Here is a 15,423-nt window from a genome sequence, read left to right as displayed (position 1 = left end):
TAGAAATGAATCTTACACAAAAAGCACTATTACTAACCGCCGGCATTTTAGGATCATCTATCGTTCATGCTTCCTCGGCAGGGGTAAGCTTAAATAATGATACAGTGAAGGGCGACATTGATCTAAATATGGGCGCTTTCGGTGTGAATGGTGGTGTTACTCATAATGACGATGAGAACACATCAACGGCACATATTGGTGTGACGGTTGAAGACTCAGACACTAGCGGTCCACTTCAGGCTGGTTTGGGTATTCGTTTTTATGCAATCGATGCTAATTTAGACAGTGATACAGGGAATGATGATCTTTCCCTTGCTCTAGCCTTAGGGGGATGGTACCGATATACGTTGCCCGCAGCGAATCGTGTGAGCATTTACGGCTCTGTTTACTATACCCCAGAAGTGCTAGCACTATCGAACTTGGATCACATGTATACTTACGAGTTTCGTGCTGAATACATGACGATGCGCAATGCCAGAATTTATGTTCGTTATGGCAAAACTGTCACTGTATATGAGGACAATAGCCGTAAAGAAATTGATAAAGGTCTTTCTGTTGGTGCAACAGTAGACTTCTAATTGTGCTCCTGGCAAACAAAAAAAGGTGGCTTATGCCACCTTTTTTGCTGATTTGAATCAATCGCCGTTATAAGCGCAAAGACTGAAAACAGGAATGTCGCTATCTCTTAATTTTTGACTCCCGCCAAGATCCGGTAGGTCAATAATAGCCGCTACTTCTTTGATCTTTGCTCCTTGCTTTGTTAAAAGCTCAATCGCTGCAAACAAGGTTCCACCGGTCGCAATGAGATCATCAAATAATAGAACTTCATCACCTGCGCTAACGGCGCCTTCTTGTATCTCTAGTTCTGCTTCGCCATATTCTAAAGCATACTTTTGTGAGATGGTTTTACCTGGAAGCTTACCCTTTTTACGCACTAAAATAAGAGGCTTTTGCAACTCATACGCCAATACAGCTGCAATTAAAAACCCTCTCGCATCGATACAAGCGATGTGAGATATATTTGTAGAGATATAACGATGAACATAAGCATCTACTACCATTCTCATGCCTTTAGGGTCACTAAAAATGGGAGTGATGTCTCGAAAGCTGATGCCTTGTTTCGGCCAGTCTTCAACTGTTTGTATCAGTGATTTAACGTAAAAATCGTCATAGAGCATGTTGCAAGCGCCTCATTATATCAATCAAATGTTGGCGATTTTACCACAATCACTCGCAACCCCAACGAGTTTTTGTATCTCAGGGAAATCAATTATCTCAATTTCTTTGCCATCAACATGAATCAATTCACTTTTTTGAAAACGAGTAATGACTCGACTTACCGTTTCTACCGCCAAACCAAGATAGTTACCTATCTCACCACGGGACATAGATAAGCGGAAGGCACTCGCAGAATAGCCTCTCTTCTTAAATCGAGTCGATAGGTTGAGCAAAAAAGAGGCGACTTTTTCATCCGCATTTTTTTTGCCTAAAAGGACCATCATTTGTTGATCGTCAGAAATTTTTCGACTCATTACCTTAAACAGCTGATGCTTTAAAGAGGGGATTTGGGAAGATAGCTCTTCAAGATGACTAAAGGGAATTTCGCACACCGTGGTTGTTTCTAACGCTTTTGCAGACACTGGATAAACGTTGGAGTCAATACCACTTAGACCAACTAGCTCACTAGGGCAATAGAAGCCTGTTATTTGCTCTTCACCATAAGAGGTGATATTGAACGTTTTTAGTGTACCAGAGCGGACCGCGTAAACAGAATCAAATGGTTCGCCTTGACGAAACAAAAAATCCCCTTTTTTCAATGGTTTTTTGCGTTCAATTATCTGATCCAGTCTATTGATGTCCTCATCCGCTAATGCAATGGGAAGACAAAGTGCACTTAAACTACAGTTTTGACATTGCGAGGTAAGCGTACTATTAAATCGTGACTGTGTGTGTGTCATGGTCATGTGATTCTCCCTGATCTCGATCTATATAACTTTTGAGTATTTTATGGCGCCATTTAGATACTTATCGAAAACCATGCAAATGCAACGAATGAGTAATCTACCGCGATCTGTTACTTTAATGGTGGTCTGCATTCCACCATCATTTATTTCTAACATACCATCTTCGATCATGGGTGTTAGATTGTCCACTTCTACAGCAAAATAATCAAAGAAGCGAATGTTAAATCGCCTTTCGATCTCGGCGGTGTTCAGCTCAAATTGAGAAATCAATGTCATTATTACTTGATGACGAATTCGATCATCCAAATTGCTGATATAGCCTTTTGCGATCGCCAATTGGCCTTTTTCAATACTACGTCGGTACATGTTTAGGTCAGTGTGGTTCTGTATATATACGCCATTTAAATCACTGATAGCGGACACCCCAAACGCCACTAAATCGGTGCCGGCATGTGTTGTATAACCTTGGAAATTACGCTGTAGTTCTCCTTGTCTTTGAGCTTGTGCTAAGGTGTCATCTGGCTTGGCAAAATGATCCATGCCAATGTATTCATAGCCAGCATTCATTAAGTATTCAATGCTCATTTTTAATAAAGCAAGCTTCATATTGGAGGTCGGTAGGCTTTCATCCAATAGGCGTCTTTGAGCCGGAAACCGTTCTGGTAGGTGCGCATAATTAAATAGAGAAATTCTATCCGGAGACAAGGCTACCACTTTGTCTAACGTGTCTCGAAAGCCCTCTAGAGACTGATAGGGAAGACCATATATCAGATCAAAATTAATGGATCTGATACCCTGTTCACGGGCATAAGTCACTAGGTTATTTACCATCTTTAAAGGTTGAATTCTGTGTATTGCTTTCTGAACTTTACCATCAAAATCTTGAACACCAATGCTAATTCGATTGATCCCCATTTGAGTTAATAGTTTAAGCTTTGAATGGTTAATCTCTCTAGGATCAATTTCAATACTGTAGTCTTGTGTTCCGTCATTAATAAGAGTGAAATGCTGCTTAATGTTATCAAATAGCGTTTTTATTAATGTTTCAGTGAGAAACGTTGGCGTTCCACCACCAAAATGCAACTGTGTAACGGTTCGCGTATGGTCTAACATTAAGCTGCGCAACCTCATCTCTTCACCCAGCAGCTCAACGTATTCAGTGCCTTTATCATATTGTTTAGTTACGATTTTATTACAAGCACAGTAGTAACAAAGGTGAGCGCAAAACGGAATATGAAAATATAGACTGAGTGGTACTTCAGACGATGTTAGCATCTTATCGATTAGCGCAATCTTGCTTATATTGGCATCAAATTGTGGCGCAGTTGGGTAAGAGGTATAGCGAGGCCCTGATAAATCATACTTACCAATAAGTTCAGAATCCCAAATCATGATGTGTTCCTATTAAAATTTCTAATAGGAGTTTACTCTTTAGTCCCTAGGCTCTTTCTGACCTAGATCAAGATTTACCACTGTGTCGCAAAAAATAAGCCATTCAGTGCTAAGCCAGTGCTGTCAATTAAGTATAACGACGGCCATATTGTGCAATAACGCGCTCACTATGTTCTCACTCCCTGATAAATTTGCTTTAATAACCCGCTCTTGATCAGCGCAGTTGCTATGCAAAGGTTTTTTCTATGAGACTCACCCTCATTTTATCTCGCTCATGGTGCCGGTGCAGGCCACCATAACGATTTTTTGATTCAGCTTTCGGCCGCTATTTCTGAACAAAGAAAGCAATCGGTGCTTCCTGTCACTTTTTCCTATATGAAAGAGCAGGAGCATTCCCTAAAAAAAAGGCCACCTCCACGCTTTGTGACACTGGTTCCAGAATACCGTCATTACATCGAGCATGAAGAAGCTTGCGTTGTAGCAGGAAAGTCTATGGGAGGACGAGTTGCGACACAGCTTTCACATCTTCCTATGGTGAAAGCCATTGTGTGCTTTGGTTTCCCTTTTATCCTGCTGGTAAGCCAGAAAAGAACAGACTGTCCTTTCTTTCTGATCTTAACGTGCCTTGTCTTATTATTCAGGGGACGAGAGATCAATTGGGAGGATACGATTGGGTAAGCCAACAAGACATACCAGAGAACGTTGAAGTTGTGTGGATTGAAGGCGCAGACCATGACTTTAAAACATTAAAAAAATACAATAGAAATGTAAGCGATACCGTCACGCAGATCGCAAAAATCACTCACCATTGGCTAGTGAAAAACATCTGATTTTCAGGCTTTTTAACACCGTAGAGGAATATTATGGAACACCAAGCACTTCTTGATGCTACTGGTTTACTTTGCCCAGAACCGGTCATGCTTTTGCATGTAGAAATGCGTAAATTGACCGCGAAACAAGTTTTAAAAGTGATCGCAACAGATTCATCGACAACAAGGGACATTCCAAAGTTTTGTCAATTTCTTGGTCATAAGCTTATCAAGCAAAATCAACAAGGGGATATTTATACATATTGGATAGAGAAAAAAGAAAAATAAAAATCCCCCAGACTGCGCTCAACAGAGTGGGGGATTCTATTAAGCTCTAGAATTAAGCTACTTTTAACTTTTTGCCATGCTCTTTTTGACCAAGAATTGCACTTTGATAAATATGCTCAAAACTTGAGAAAGCAACATCAATATCCAATCTAAGTTGACGAGCAACATCATTTGAGGAAATTAAGCCGCGTATGGTTTTAGTATCTTCATCAATGACCAATAAGTGTTGAAATTTATTGTTACGTTGGCTAAAAAGCAAAGACTCGATATCTGATTTTTGAAGCGATGTATAAGACAATGCAAGTAGCGTTTCCTTTGCTCTCATCAAGTCTGCAACCATTAGTTCTGAGCGTTGATAGCCATTAGCAACCTGCTTAATAAAGACGTCTTCTGATAAATCCTCAAGACTAATCACTCCAATAAAGTGATTCTCAGCATCAACGACTATCTTCATACGTACATGTTCTTTTCGCATTAAGAAAACTAGTTCATCTGCTCGTGTACTGGACTCTATGACCCGAGGACCTGCTTTTTGAAAATCCGTGAAAACCGACAGAGCAGGTGAGTAAAGATTGATGTTTGCTGTTGTAACAGGCCATGTAAGATCATTAACATCTTTTGTTGATACATAAGTCAATGTTTTCATAATAAAACCCCGAGTAAAATAGATGAATAAATAAAAATGGGTAAGTTATATTGATGAAAACGGTGGTGCTCTTGGGCTTGTACTGCCATTTAAGCGAGGTCTAATTGGATGATGAGAGTAAGAAACAGCCGATGATGACGATGTCAAAGCTCTTTTTTAAAAAAAGCTCAGAACAACATACGAGTTATCTGAGCTTTTATCTTGATCTGGGACAACGACTTCAGCAAACTTTTGATCTACTGTAGGTTCAAGCCAGCGCAATTGGCTTACCTCATGGGCACTAGCGCGCTGCGATATCATCAAAATAGACGATATGACAACGGTAATGATCATGAGTAATTGAATTTTCATAACAGCGCCTAAACCTGACTTTGTTCTACATTTAGAATATAGGCTTGCCTTTCTGTAAATCCCAGTGTTTTTTTATAAAATGACTTATATTTTCACTATCTGATGTTTTATTAATGAATCATGACTTAATGCTACAAAAACACTTAATATTTAATACAAGGGTTAGTAAAAGGGTGGCTCCCTAACCATTGTTTCAATAATTAATGCTTCTCAACACTACACCGAGGCTGCAGGCAGCATAATGACAGCCTCTCCGGTGACTACCACTTTCCCTTCACATTCACACACCGTTTTTAATGTCGCGCGACGACGACGTTCGTTGATGTCTATGACTGTCACAGTAGTGACCACCTCTTGACCAATAAAGACAGGCGCTCGAAATTTAAGCGATTGCTCAAGATAAATACAGCCAGGCCCAGGTAGTTGTGTGCCAATTGCCGCGGAGATAAAACCAGCCGTTAGCATGCCATGGGCAATAGGCTGTCCAAATGATGTGCTTGCAGCGTATTCGGCGTCTAAATGAACGGGGTTTGTGTCACCTGTCACTTCTGCGAAAGCATGCACGTCTGCTTCTGTCACTACTTTACGATACTCAACACTTTGCTCAATGGAAAGTTGTTCTAATGTATAACCAGTCGTCATTACCAATCCTTATTTTGTCATTTTCGGTTATGGTACACTTTCGCTGGGTTATTCTTAAGAGGTATCTATGGTTAAGTTGGTAATTTTTGATTGGGACGGTACCTTGTTTGATTCTATTGATAAAATCTGCCTGAGTATGTTGCAGGCTGGGGAGTTGGCCAATGCTCCCAGCAGACAAACAGATGACGTGAAAAACATCATTGGACTTTCTCTCGATAAAGCCGTCTCTGTAATTTGGCCAGAACTCAATAAAAATGAGTGTGATGCCATTGTTGAGCACTATAAATACCTCTACAGGGCTGCGGACCAAACACCTCCAAAGGCTTACGACGGTGTTATGGAAGTATTAGAAAAACTTCACTCAGCGAACATAAAAATGGCGGTAGCAACCGGAAAGAGTCGAAAAGGTCTGGATAGAGTCATGACGGCAACGAAAACGGGGCATTATTTCAGCTCTACTCGCTGCGCAGACGAAACCTTATCTAAGCCTCATCCATTAATGCTTGAACAAATATTGACAGAACTCAGTCTTTCTCCTGATCAAGCTATCATGGTGGGAGACACTGAATACGATTTAAATATGGCAACTAACGCAGGTATGAAGAGCATTGGCGTTACCTACGGAGGCTCACAGTAAAGCCCGTTTAGAAGCGCTTCAACCATACGGTTTACTTAACAACTTCAATCAATTAACAACTATTTTAGGTTTATAAAGCCATGAGCTGGACAGAAGACGAAGATCAACAGAAATCCCTTGAAAAAAAACATGAGACAGCGGAATCGCGTACAGAAGATATGCAAGAATCAGAACGACTCGATCCAAATAAAGAAATTTGGGCATTACTAGAAAAAACGCTCAATGACAATTTAATTGAAAAAACGACGCGCGAGACGCTGGAGGATATTCTTTCGCTTTACAACGTTAGCGATTTTCATAGCCGTTATCGGTGGCTGGTTTGCAAAGTCAAACTTTCAGGACGTGAGTTTAGAGGGGGATGTTGTGGCCATGATCCCAATGCGAGGAGTGATCGGCGCCGATAGTGAAATCGAATCTTCTGAATTTGTTGGCTTATTGGATGCCGCTTACCAAAACTCCCGCCTAAAGGGTGTCGTGATTGAAATGAACAGCCCAGGCGGTAGCCCAGTTCATTCCGGCATAATTTATGATGCCATTCGCGCTAAAGAGCAAAGTTATCCTGATATTCCAGTGTTCGTGGTCATTGAAGACATGGCAGCTTCCGGTGGCTATTACATTGCTTCCGCAGCGAGTGAGATCTATGCCGATAAAGCCAGTTTAGTCGGCTCAATTGGTGTGATTTCATCTGGTTTTGACGCCAGTAATTTGCTCGAAAAAATTGGCGTAGAGCGCCGTACTTTCACAGCGGGTCGCAACAAAGCCTTTTTGGACCCATTTGCACCAATGACCGAAGAAGCGAAAACCAAATGGCAGGCTGTACTAGACGAAACCCATCAACAATTCATTGATGCAGTAAAAGAAGGTCGAGGGGACAGACTTATTATCACAGACGATGTTTTCTCGGGCATGGTGTTTACCGGTTCACAGGCCGAAAAGATCGGCTTGATTGATGGCTTAGCGAGTGTCAGCGACATCTTAAATACGCGATTTCCCAACGCTGAGCCACTTTTCTACGAGCCTAAGCAAGATTCTTGGAAGCAGCTGGCAAAAGAGCTTGGTGTGGAGATCGCGACAAAGGTCCTTAACCGTACTAACCTTCAATAATATGTCATTCATATAACCAGCCCCTTCGGGGGCTTTTTTATTGCTAAAAATAAGTGTCATCAAGGTCCGAAGTTTGCGAGATATGAAAAATAAAATATATTTGATAAAATAAATACATATTTTATTTAATTTATTTTCATTACTTAATGGATAACATCATGGCTCGCAAAGCAAATATAGCAAGAGAAGAAATCCACCAAGCCTGCTGGCTGTTACTAGAGCAAAATAGCTTTCCCAATATCCCACGCTTGGCTGAGCACTTTTTGCAACAAGATGGTCGACGTTGCTCAAACACGACCCTAATGAATGCCATCGCGGAATGGGAAGACACGTACAAAGAATATCAACAACACCAATTAAAAGAGTTAAACGATGTTCTCGGACCGGTTTTTAAGCGGTTTTCACGAGAAGTTACTCAACAACTTGGGCAATTATTGGATGAAAAAACGACAGAAATAGAGCAACACCAAATACGTAAGCAAGAGGCAACACAAAGCGGCTACCTTTCCTTATCGTCAGCACTAATCGAACTGCAAACCGCCCATGACGCATTGACGATAGAATGTCAAAAAAGAACAGAAGAAGCCGAAAACCTGAAGCAAAAATGGGCATTTAGCGAACAAAGATACCAAGAGGTGATAGCGCAAAATGCGGTGTTGACCAGCCAGATCCAGCAAGCACAAAAAGACAACTCTGAACTACGCCTCAACCTCGCTCAAAAAGAAGTAGACTTAGCCAAACAAGACAATCAACTAGCATTGCTAAAAGAAGAAAATGCAAGGCTCACGACAGAACTCTTAGATCGTCAAAGTGAGCAACGCGTGGATGAGGATAAAAAATGGCAAGAAATGGCAAGAAAACTGGAGGAAATCACTCACTCAGTGAAAACCATGCAACGCAAAGATAGAGGCTCGAAACAATAACCGTTATAATGACTTACTCGCTGTATTCGCGCATTCAATATTAAGAAGAGAAGATGAGCAACAAACAATCCGCTATTCGTGATTTAAACACCATCAAAGACTTCATTCGCTGGACTTTTAGCCGTTTTCAACGGTCGGACTTGTTTTACGGTCACGGCACAGATAACCCTTGGGACGAAGCCGTTCACCTTGTAATGGGCGCATTAAAGCTTCCGCTCGACTTTGATCGCGATATGTTAGATTGCGCACTGACCTATAATGAAAAGAAGCATATTCTTAAATTAGTACAAACACGCATTACCAAGCGTGAACCGCTTCCATACCTTTTAGGCGAAGCTTGGTTTATGGGGCTGCCATTTAAAGTCACCAAAGACACATTAATTCCACGTTCACCAATCCTGTCTTTATTGGAAAGTGAATTTGCACCTTGGCTTAAAAACTATCCGTTGAATATTTTAGATATGTGTACGGGATCTGGCTGCCTAGGCATTGCTGCTGCCTTAGTGTTTGAAGACGCAGAAGTCGATATTTCAGATATCAGTGAAGCGGCATTGCTGGTCGCCAATGAAAACATCGTTCGCCACCAAGTGGAAGACCGAGTTCATGCTATTCATTCTGATATGTTTAAAAGCCTAACGGGCAAACAATACGACCTGATTATTTGTAATCCTCCTTATGTTGATGCGGATGATTTCCAGAATGCTCCGGCAGAATTTCATAATGAACCAGAATTAGCCTTAACATCCGGTGAAGATGGACTTAATTTCACCCACGAATTTTTAGCCCAAGTCGCGCATTATCTGCAAGATGACGGTATATTAGTATACGAAGTAGGAAACACCGAGGTCGCGTTGCAAACCGCTTATCCTAACATTCCATTTATGTGGGTAGAATTAGAGCAGGGTGGCAACGGCGTTTTTATCCTAACGAAAGAACAACTTAGTGAACTATTACAAGAGCAGAAATAAATTATGTCTGGTAATACATTTGGAACACTTTTTAAAGTCACCACCTTTGGTGAAAGTCATGGTCTTGCGCTTGGTGCCATTATTGATGGTTGTCCTCCGGGCCTTGAAATTTGCGAAGCAGATTTACAGCGTGATTTGGATCTGCGTAAACCTGGCACCTCAAAATACACCACTCAGCGTCGCGAAGCAGATGAAGTTAAGATTCTATCGGGTGTTTTTGAAGGTAAAACCACAGGAACCCCCATCGGTTTAATGATCGAAAACACTGATCAGCGCTCGAAAGATTACGGCAATATCGCAGACACTTTCCGTCCAGCCCACGCAGATTACACATACGACCAAAAATACGGCTTCCGCGATTATCGTGGTGGCGGTCGTTCGTCCGCTCGTGAGACGGCGATGCGTGTTGCCGCAGGCGCCATTGCTAAGAAATATTTAAAGCAACAATTTGGTATTGAAATCCAAGGTTTCTTGTCGCAACTTGGTCCAATAAAATTGGAAGTCAAAGACCTAAGCCAAGTTTACGAAAACAGCTTTTTCAGCCCAGATCCAGATGCGATTCCACAACTTGAAGAATACATGACAGCGTTACGTCGTGAAGGCGATTCGGTGGGTGCGAAGATCACCGTTATTGCAAAGAACGTAATGCCAGGTTTAGGCGAACCCGTTTTTGACCGTCTCGATGCAGACATTGCCAAAGCCATTATGAGTATTAATGCTGTAAAAGGCGTTGAAATTGGTGATGGTTTTGATGTTGTCGAACAAAAAGGCAGCCAGCATCGTGACGAGATGACGCCAGAAGGTTTTTTAAGCAATCACGCAGGTGGTGTGCTGGGTGGCATTTCATCTGGCCAAGATATTGTGGTTCGCATGGCATTAAAACCAACATCAAGCATCACCATTCCTGGTAAAAGCATTGACCGTGCCGGCAATCCTATAGAAGTCATTACCAAAGGCCGTCATGATCCTTGTGTTGGTATTCGCGCAACGCCCATTGCCGAAGCAATGTTAGCGTTAACGATCATGGATCACTTGCTCAGAAACCGAGCGCAAAATGCCGATGTTGTTTGCCCAACGCCCATCATTAAAGGGCAAGCTTAACCCATATACATTAGTGCTTTAACAAGCCGCTATTGATCATTCTAGATGATAATAGCGGCTTTTTTATTCATCTAAAGCCATTAACGAGATTGCCTATATGACCATAAAAGCAGACTCCACTGTCATCAGAATTTGTGTCGGATCCACTAATCCCGTCAAAGTGAATGCCGCAAAACAAGCCTTTTCTCAAACGTTTCCCGATCACATCATTCATTGCGAAGAGATGCATGCTCCATCTGATGTTGCCGATCAACCGATGACAGAAGCAGAGACTCGTCTTGGTGCACAAAACCGAGCGCGTTACTGTTTTGAACAGAATGATTTCGCTGATCATGGCAGTAAAGCTATGGGTTTTTGTGTTGCTATGGAAGGAGGTGTTGATGAATTCGAAGAGGGCGCAGCAACGTTTGCGTATGTCGCGATTGTAAATAGTGACGGACATTTAATGACGGGGCGCTCAGCAAATTTGCCTTTACCTTCGAAAGTGTACGCACAGCTTCTAGCTGGTAAAGAGCTTGGGGTAGTCATGGACGCGTTATTTAATACCAACAACATTCGACAGAAAGGCGGTGCGATAGGGTTGTTAACGAATCATGCCGCCACACGGGAAAGCATCTATACACAGGCTTTAATACTGGCATTAGCGCCAGCATTACACCCACAGCATTACCTTTAAACTTTTAATATGTGCAGTTAAACAATGAAATATCAATGGATCCTATTTGACGCGGACGAAACACTTTTCCATTTTGACAATTTTGCCGGCTTAAAACACATGTTTGCTCAGCATAGTATAAGTTTCGAGCAAAGCGACTTTGATGAGTACCAAGTCGTTAATAAACAGCTTTGGGTAGACTATCAAAATGGTCAAATCAGTGCCGAACAGCTACAAACACGCCGTTTTACACGATGGAGCGAACGATTAGCTATCAGCACAAAAGAGCTGAATAAGCAGTTTTTAGATGCCATGGCGGATATCTGCAAAACCTTGCCAGGTGCTGTAGAACTTGTGACACATTTGCATGCAAACAAGGTAAAGATGGGCATCATTACCAATGGTTTTGCCCAATTGCAGACCGTACGTTTGGAGCGCACAGGATTTCAGCCGTATTTTTCACCCGTTGTGATTTCCGAGGCTCGTTGGTGTTGCTAAGCCACATCCAACTATTTTTCAATACGCGTTAGAGCAAATGGGATCCCCAGATAAAAATCAGGTATTGATGGTGGGCGACACGTTAGAATCGGACATTCTAGGTGGCAACAACTTTGGCTTCGATACATGCTGGCTTAATCGCCACAACAAAACACACACAGAAGAGATTCGACCCACATATCAGGTCAATTCACTGATTGAATTATTGGAACGATTTAAAGAATAAATAAAAGCCTAAAATTTGGCCATAGCACTGCAATAATAGGCTTATTCACTATTTCCGATAATAACATTTATCGGAAATAGTGAAGGTGTATTAACATGTTTCGCTGTAATTAGATCTCTCAGATGCTAAGCATCTAGAAATCATGGTTGGTGTTCTGGTTTAACCTCATTTCTTTTTAACCAAAACACCAACTAAAGTTTTCACTTCATGTTAAATATCAGTGTCCGCCCATGACTTTTTCGATTTCTTTTGGATCGTTGTGCACAGCAAATTTATCGACAACGGTTTCTGTCGCGGCATTCATACCCACTAACTCAACGTCTGCACCTTCACGGCGGAATTTGATCACGACTTTATCTAAAGAAGACACAGAAGTAATATCCCAAAAATGCGCATTAGTTAAGTCAATAACCACTTTATTGACAGCCTCTTTAAAATCAAATGACTCAACAAAAGCTTCTGAGGATGCAAAAAACACCTGACCAATTACGCGGTATGTTCGTACAGATTGATCGTCACTTTGTTCTGCTTTCACTATCATGAAACGGCCAATTTTATTGGCAAAGAACAAGGTAGCCAACAAGACTCCGACGAATACACCCAATGCAAGATTATGAGTCCACACCACAATAACAACCGTTGTCACCATAACAATATTGGTGGATAACGGGTGTTTTGTAAGATTGGTAATGGAGGCTCCAAGAAAAAGTACCAATTGATACCATGATCATCACCGCAACCAATGCGGCCATGGGGATTTGTTTTATCCACTCGCCCAAAAACACCACCATAATTAAAAGAAGTGTCCCTGCAATAAAGGTGGACAAGCGCCCTCTACCACCCGATTTTACGTTGATAATCGATTGGCCTATCATGGCACAACCCGCCATACCACCGAGTAAACCAGATCCTATATTAGCAATACCTTGACCCTTACATTCACGATTACGATCGCTCTTTGTATCAGTAAGGTCATCAACAATGGCCGCTGTCATCATGGATTCCAATAAGCCAACCACCGCTAAGCCAATAGAATAAGGTAAGATTATTAATAGAGTGTCTAGGTTTAAAGGCACGTCAGGCCACAAAAAGATCGGCAAGGTATCAGGCAGTTCGCCCATATCACCAACGGTACGAATATCTATTCCCACTATCATAGCGAAAGCCGTCAACACCACGATACATACCAAAGGTGAAGGCAAGGTTTTACCAATCACAGGCAGATAAGGAAAAAGATAAATAATGCCTAAACCTGCAGCTGTCATAGCGTAAACGTGCCATGTTACATTGGTTAGCTCTGGTAACTGCGCCATAAAAATCAGTATCGCCAAAGCATTGACAAAACCTGTCACCACAGACCGCGAGACAAACCGCATCAAACTGCCTAACTTTATGTAGCCAGCAATAATTTGAATCACACCCGTTAGTAAGGTGGCCGCTAACAAATATTCCAAGCCATGCTCTTTTACCAAAGTCACCATAAGCAAAGCCATGGCACCAGTCGCGGCCGAAATCATACCTGGACGACCGCCAACGAAGGCAATAACGACGGCGATACAAAAAGAGGCATACAAGCCCACTTTTGGATCAACGCCAGCAATAATAGAGAACGCGATGGCTTCTGGGATTAAAGCCAGTGCCACCACAATACCAGCCAATATATCTCCACGAATATTGGAGAACCATTCCATTTTCATTTTTTCGAGCATAAATTACCTTTTATCAGCACACCAACACAGCCGCATACCTCTGCGAAGCGCTAGTATCTTCCAGTTAGAAACCGTTAAATTACATTAAGAAATAAAAACTACATTTAGATTTGGCATAAAAATGCCTACAAATCATCGTCGAACAGACAATGACAGTATTCAACTCAAACGCTGTTGAGCTGACGACTAAAGACGCTAACCAATAAGTTAATATCTTGATTTATAGCGATTAATGAACACCATAATCAGCGCTAAAAAAGACAATATGGCAGCAGCTCCTGGGATCCAATCAAAGCCGAAACCAATACTAATGACCAACCCACCTAGAGCCGCGCCTAAAGCATTACCAAGATTAAACGCGCCTATATTAATAGACGAAGCCAATCCTGGAGCCTGATCGGCGATTTTCATCACTTGCATTTGTAATGGTGGTCCACTGCCAAAAATAACCGTTCCCCATAGTAAAACAGTTAGACCAGCACCCATTGTTGTGGTGGCGGTAAAACGAAACATCAGCAATACCAACACTTGCAAAGCAAGGAACACAAACAAGGCTAAATCTGGTGATTTGTCCGTTATTTTACCGCTAACATAATTACCTAAAGTAAAGCCAATACCCACCAACATCAGCATAGTCGCAATGGTGTTATCGGTAGCCTGAGCTAAGGTTTGCATCACTGGGGTTATATAGGTGTAAAGCGTAAACATGGAACCAGCACACATCACTGTCGTTGCAAAAGCTCGCAAGGCTGCAGGCTGCATGATGGCTTTAAGTTCGGTTTTGACATCAGGTTTTTTCGCTGGCGCCATGGCTGGCAAACTACGGCTAATACCCAAAATCGCCACGATACCTAGTACTGCAGTGACGACAAAGGAAAGACGCCAATCGAAGGTTTGCCCTAACCATGTAGTAATTGGTACGCCTACAATATTCGCAATGGTGAGTCCCAAAAAGATAGACGCCACGGCCGAGCCTTTTTTATGGTATGGCGCTAAATTCATTGCTACCACGGCTCCGATACCAAAAAAAGCACCATGGGACAAACTGGTAATGATACGAGATACTAAAAAGGTTTCGTAATTCACCGACATCGCAGAGAGAAGATTGCCCACCACAAAAACCGCCATTAAGGCCAGCAAAGAGGTTTTATGACTGTATTTAGTTAGATATAAGGTGATTAACGGTGCGCCAACCATAACCCCGACAGCATAGGCACTAATCAGCAAACCAGCTGCTGGAATAGACGCATTAACGCCCTCTGCTATCACTGGAAGTAACCCCATGGGCATAAATTCTGTGGTACCTATTCCAAACGTACCCAATGCAATGGCAAAAATGCCCCATTGATATGCAGCAAGCATATTAACGACTCCGATCATTTTGATTTTTAACCAAGAAAAATAAGCCAAGAGACTTTCTTGGCTTATTCAAAGAAACCGCATTTTACCGTAAACGTAGGCAAATTTCCCTGCTAATTGCCTAGCTCATCGGTCATAGGGAGAATTGAGT

Annotated in this window: 18 protein-coding genes and 2 pseudogenes; 12 read left to right on the top strand and 8 right to left on the bottom strand. The window is 41.9% G+C overall.

Annotation, left to right across the window (positions count from 1 at the left end):
- Positions 1–5 precede the first annotated feature (5 nt).
- Entirely contained in the window at positions 6–578 is a 573-nt protein-coding gene (locus ONZ52_RS00355) for a YfaZ family protein (RefSeq protein ID WP_265216674.1), read from the top strand.
- Between the two features lie 57 nt (positions 579–635).
- Here ONZ52_RS00355 and ONZ52_RS00350 read toward each other — a convergent pair whose 3' ends face one another.
- The 3 genes from ONZ52_RS00350 to hemN are packed head-to-tail and all read right to left on the bottom strand — an operon-like array spanning position 636 to position 3,356.
- Positions 636–1,178, bottom strand: a complete 543-nt coding sequence (locus ONZ52_RS00350; RefSeq protein WP_265216673.1) for an adenine phosphoribosyltransferase — start codon at positions 1,176–1,178, stop codon at positions 636–638.
- A 24-nt stretch (positions 1,179–1,202) separates the two neighbouring features.
- Complete coding sequence (gene fnr, locus ONZ52_RS00345; protein WP_265216672.1) at positions 1,203–1,964, bottom strand: fumarate/nitrate reduction transcriptional regulator Fnr; 762 nt, start codon at positions 1,962–1,964, stop codon at positions 1,203–1,205.
- A gap of 21 nt (positions 1,965–1,985) precedes the next feature.
- Complete coding sequence (gene hemN, locus ONZ52_RS00340) at positions 1,986–3,356, bottom strand: oxygen-independent coproporphyrinogen III oxidase (RefSeq protein WP_265216671.1); 1,371 nt, start codon at positions 3,354–3,356, stop codon at positions 1,986–1,988.
- Between the two features lie 306 nt (positions 3,357–3,662).
- On the opposite strand from hemN, the pseudogene ONZ52_RS25130 reads away from it, so the two are divergent.
- Positions 3,663–4,186 (top strand): annotated as a pseudogene (locus ONZ52_RS25130) (alpha/beta family hydrolase).
- A 33-nt stretch (positions 4,187–4,219) separates the two neighbouring features.
- On the top strand, positions 4,220–4,453 hold the full coding sequence (tusA, locus tag ONZ52_RS00330) for a sulfurtransferase TusA (protein ID WP_265216669.1): 234 nt from the start codon (positions 4,220–4,222) through the stop codon (positions 4,451–4,453).
- 52 nt (positions 4,454–4,505) lie between these two features.
- Here the strand turns inward: tusA and ONZ52_RS00325 are convergent, their stop codons facing one another.
- The 3 genes from ONZ52_RS00325 to ONZ52_RS00315 form a co-directional block, all read right to left on the bottom strand.
- Entirely contained in the window at positions 4,506–5,099 is a 594-nt protein-coding gene (locus tag ONZ52_RS00325; RefSeq protein ID WP_265216668.1) for a CBS domain-containing protein, read from the bottom strand.
- 156 nt (positions 5,100–5,255) lie between these two features.
- Entirely contained in the window at positions 5,256–5,450 is a 195-nt protein-coding gene (locus ONZ52_RS00320; RefSeq protein WP_265216667.1) for a hypothetical protein, read from the bottom strand.
- Between the two features lie 216 nt (positions 5,451–5,666).
- Positions 5,667–6,092, bottom strand: coding sequence for a MaoC family dehydratase (locus ONZ52_RS00315; protein WP_111608200.1), 426 nt, complete (start codon positions 6,090–6,092; stop codon positions 5,667–5,669).
- Between the two features lie 67 nt (positions 6,093–6,159).
- Between ONZ52_RS00315 and ONZ52_RS00310 the strand changes: the two genes are divergently transcribed.
- From ONZ52_RS00310 to ONZ52_RS00270, 9 genes are all read left to right on the top strand, one after another.
- A complete protein-coding gene (locus tag ONZ52_RS00310; protein ID WP_265216665.1) occupies positions 6,160–6,729 on the top strand; it encodes an HAD-IA family hydrolase in 570 nt (189 codons plus the stop codon).
- Between the two features lie 80 nt (positions 6,730–6,809).
- On the top strand, positions 6,810–7,133 hold the full coding sequence (locus ONZ52_RS00305; RefSeq protein ID WP_265216664.1) for a hypothetical protein: 324 nt from the start codon (positions 6,810–6,812) through the stop codon (positions 7,131–7,133).
- On the top strand, positions 7,099–7,833 hold the full coding sequence (sppA, locus tag ONZ52_RS00300; protein WP_265216696.1) for a signal peptide peptidase SppA: 735 nt from the start codon (positions 7,099–7,101) through the stop codon (positions 7,831–7,833). The genes ONZ52_RS00305 and sppA overlap by 35 nt, the downstream gene beginning before the upstream one ends.
- Before the next feature lie 158 nt (positions 7,834–7,991).
- Positions 7,992–8,756 (top strand): hypothetical protein, encoded by a 765-nt coding sequence (locus tag ONZ52_RS00295; RefSeq protein ID WP_265216663.1) that lies wholly within the window; start codon positions 7,992–7,994, stop codon positions 8,754–8,756.
- Positions 8,757–8,809: 53 nt separating this feature from the next.
- Positions 8,810–9,724: a 50S ribosomal protein L3 N(5)-glutamine methyltransferase gene (prmB, locus tag ONZ52_RS00290; protein ID WP_265216662.1), complete on the top strand. Its 915-nt coding sequence runs from the start codon at positions 8,810–8,812 to the stop codon at positions 9,722–9,724.
- 3 nt (positions 9,725–9,727) lie between these two features.
- A complete protein-coding gene (gene aroC / locus ONZ52_RS00285) occupies positions 9,728–10,825 on the top strand; it encodes a chorismate synthase (protein WP_265216660.1) in 1,098 nt (365 codons plus the stop codon).
- A gap of 97 nt (positions 10,826–10,922) precedes the next feature.
- Positions 10,923–11,501: an inosine/xanthosine triphosphatase gene (gene yjjX / locus ONZ52_RS00280; protein WP_265216659.1), complete on the top strand. Its 579-nt coding sequence runs from the start codon at positions 10,923–10,925 to the stop codon at positions 11,499–11,501.
- A 24-nt stretch (positions 11,502–11,525) separates the two neighbouring features.
- Entirely contained in the window at positions 11,526–11,978 is a 453-nt protein-coding gene (yjjG, locus tag ONZ52_RS00275) for a pyrimidine 5'-nucleotidase (protein WP_265216658.1), read from the top strand.
- A 37-nt stretch (positions 11,979–12,015) separates the two neighbouring features.
- Positions 12,016–12,204 carry an HAD hydrolase-like protein gene (locus ONZ52_RS00270; protein WP_265216657.1) on the top strand — a complete coding sequence of 63 codons (189 nt, stop codon included), beginning with the start codon at positions 12,016–12,018 and terminating at the stop codon, positions 12,202–12,204.
- A gap of 217 nt (positions 12,205–12,421) precedes the next feature.
- Here the strand turns inward: ONZ52_RS00270 and ONZ52_RS00265 are convergent.
- Positions 12,422–13,913, bottom strand: a pseudogene (locus tag ONZ52_RS00265) (SulP family inorganic anion transporter).
- A gap of 207 nt (positions 13,914–14,120) precedes the next feature.
- Positions 14,121–15,275, bottom strand: a complete 1,155-nt coding sequence (locus ONZ52_RS00260; RefSeq protein ID WP_265216656.1) for an MFS transporter — start codon at positions 15,273–15,275, stop codon at positions 14,121–14,123.
- Positions 15,276–15,423 lie beyond the last annotated feature (148 nt).

This window comes from Marinomonas rhodophyticola (assembly GCF_026113935.1).
GTDB classification, from domain to species: domain Bacteria; phylum Pseudomonadota; class Gammaproteobacteria; order Pseudomonadales; family Marinomonadaceae; genus Marinomonas; species Marinomonas rhodophyticola.
The sequence above is the reverse complement of the archived record's forward strand: the minus strand, read 5'-3'. Positions and strand labels throughout refer to the sequence as shown.

What these genes read in the sequence shown, in the direction of transcription:
- aroC (WP_265216660.1), top strand. Translation starts at nt 9,728, where the DNA reads ATGTCTGGTAATACATTTGGAACACTTTTTAAAGTCACCACCTTTGGT.
- ONZ52_RS00350 (WP_265216673.1), bottom strand. Translation starts at nt 1,178, where the DNA reads ATGCTCTATGACGATTTTTACGTTAAATCACTGATACAAACAGTTGAA.
- fnr (WP_265216672.1), bottom strand. Translation starts at nt 1,964, where the DNA reads ATGACCATGACACACACACAGTCACGATTTAATAGTACGCTTACCTCG.
- ONZ52_RS00320 (WP_265216667.1), bottom strand. Translation starts at nt 5,450, where the DNA reads ATGAAAATTCAATTACTCATGATCATTACCGTTGTCATATCGTCTATT.
- ONZ52_RS00305 (WP_265216664.1), top strand. Translation starts at nt 6,810, where the DNA reads ATGAGCTGGACAGAAGACGAAGATCAACAGAAATCCCTTGAAAAAAAA.
- sppA (WP_265216696.1), top strand. Translation starts at nt 7,099, where the DNA reads ATGATCCCAATGCGAGGAGTGATCGGCGCCGATAGTGAAATCGAATCT.
- ONZ52_RS00310 (WP_265216665.1), top strand. Translation starts at nt 6,160, where the DNA reads ATGGTTAAGTTGGTAATTTTTGATTGGGACGGTACCTTGTTTGATTCT.
- tusA (WP_265216669.1), top strand. Translation starts at nt 4,220, where the DNA reads ATGGAACACCAAGCACTTCTTGATGCTACTGGTTTACTTTGCCCAGAA.
- ONZ52_RS00270 (WP_265216657.1), top strand. Translation starts at nt 12,016, where the DNA reads ATGGGATCCCCAGATAAAAATCAGGTATTGATGGTGGGCGACACGTTA.
- ONZ52_RS00325 (WP_265216668.1), bottom strand. Translation starts at nt 5,099, where the DNA reads ATGAAAACATTGACTTATGTATCAACAAAAGATGTTAATGATCTTACA.
- ONZ52_RS00315 (WP_111608200.1), bottom strand. Translation starts at nt 6,092, where the DNA reads ATGACGACTGGTTATACATTAGAACAACTTTCCATTGAGCAAAGTGTT.
- prmB (WP_265216662.1), top strand. Translation starts at nt 8,810, where the DNA reads ATGAGCAACAAACAATCCGCTATTCGTGATTTAAACACCATCAAAGAC.
- hemN (WP_265216671.1), bottom strand. Translation starts at nt 3,356, where the DNA reads ATGATTTGGGATTCTGAACTTATTGGTAAGTATGATTTATCAGGGCCT.
- yjjG (WP_265216658.1), top strand. Translation starts at nt 11,526, where the DNA reads ATGAAATATCAATGGATCCTATTTGACGCGGACGAAACACTTTTCCAT.
- ONZ52_RS00355 (WP_265216674.1), top strand. Translation starts at nt 6, where the DNA reads ATGAATCTTACACAAAAAGCACTATTACTAACCGCCGGCATTTTAGGA.
- yjjX (WP_265216659.1), top strand. Translation starts at nt 10,923, where the DNA reads ATGACCATAAAAGCAGACTCCACTGTCATCAGAATTTGTGTCGGATCC.
- ONZ52_RS00260 (WP_265216656.1), bottom strand. Translation starts at nt 15,275, where the DNA reads ATGCTTGCTGCATATCAATGGGGCATTTTTGCCATTGCATTGGGTACG.
- ONZ52_RS00295 (WP_265216663.1), top strand. Translation starts at nt 7,992, where the DNA reads ATGGCTCGCAAAGCAAATATAGCAAGAGAAGAAATCCACCAAGCCTGC.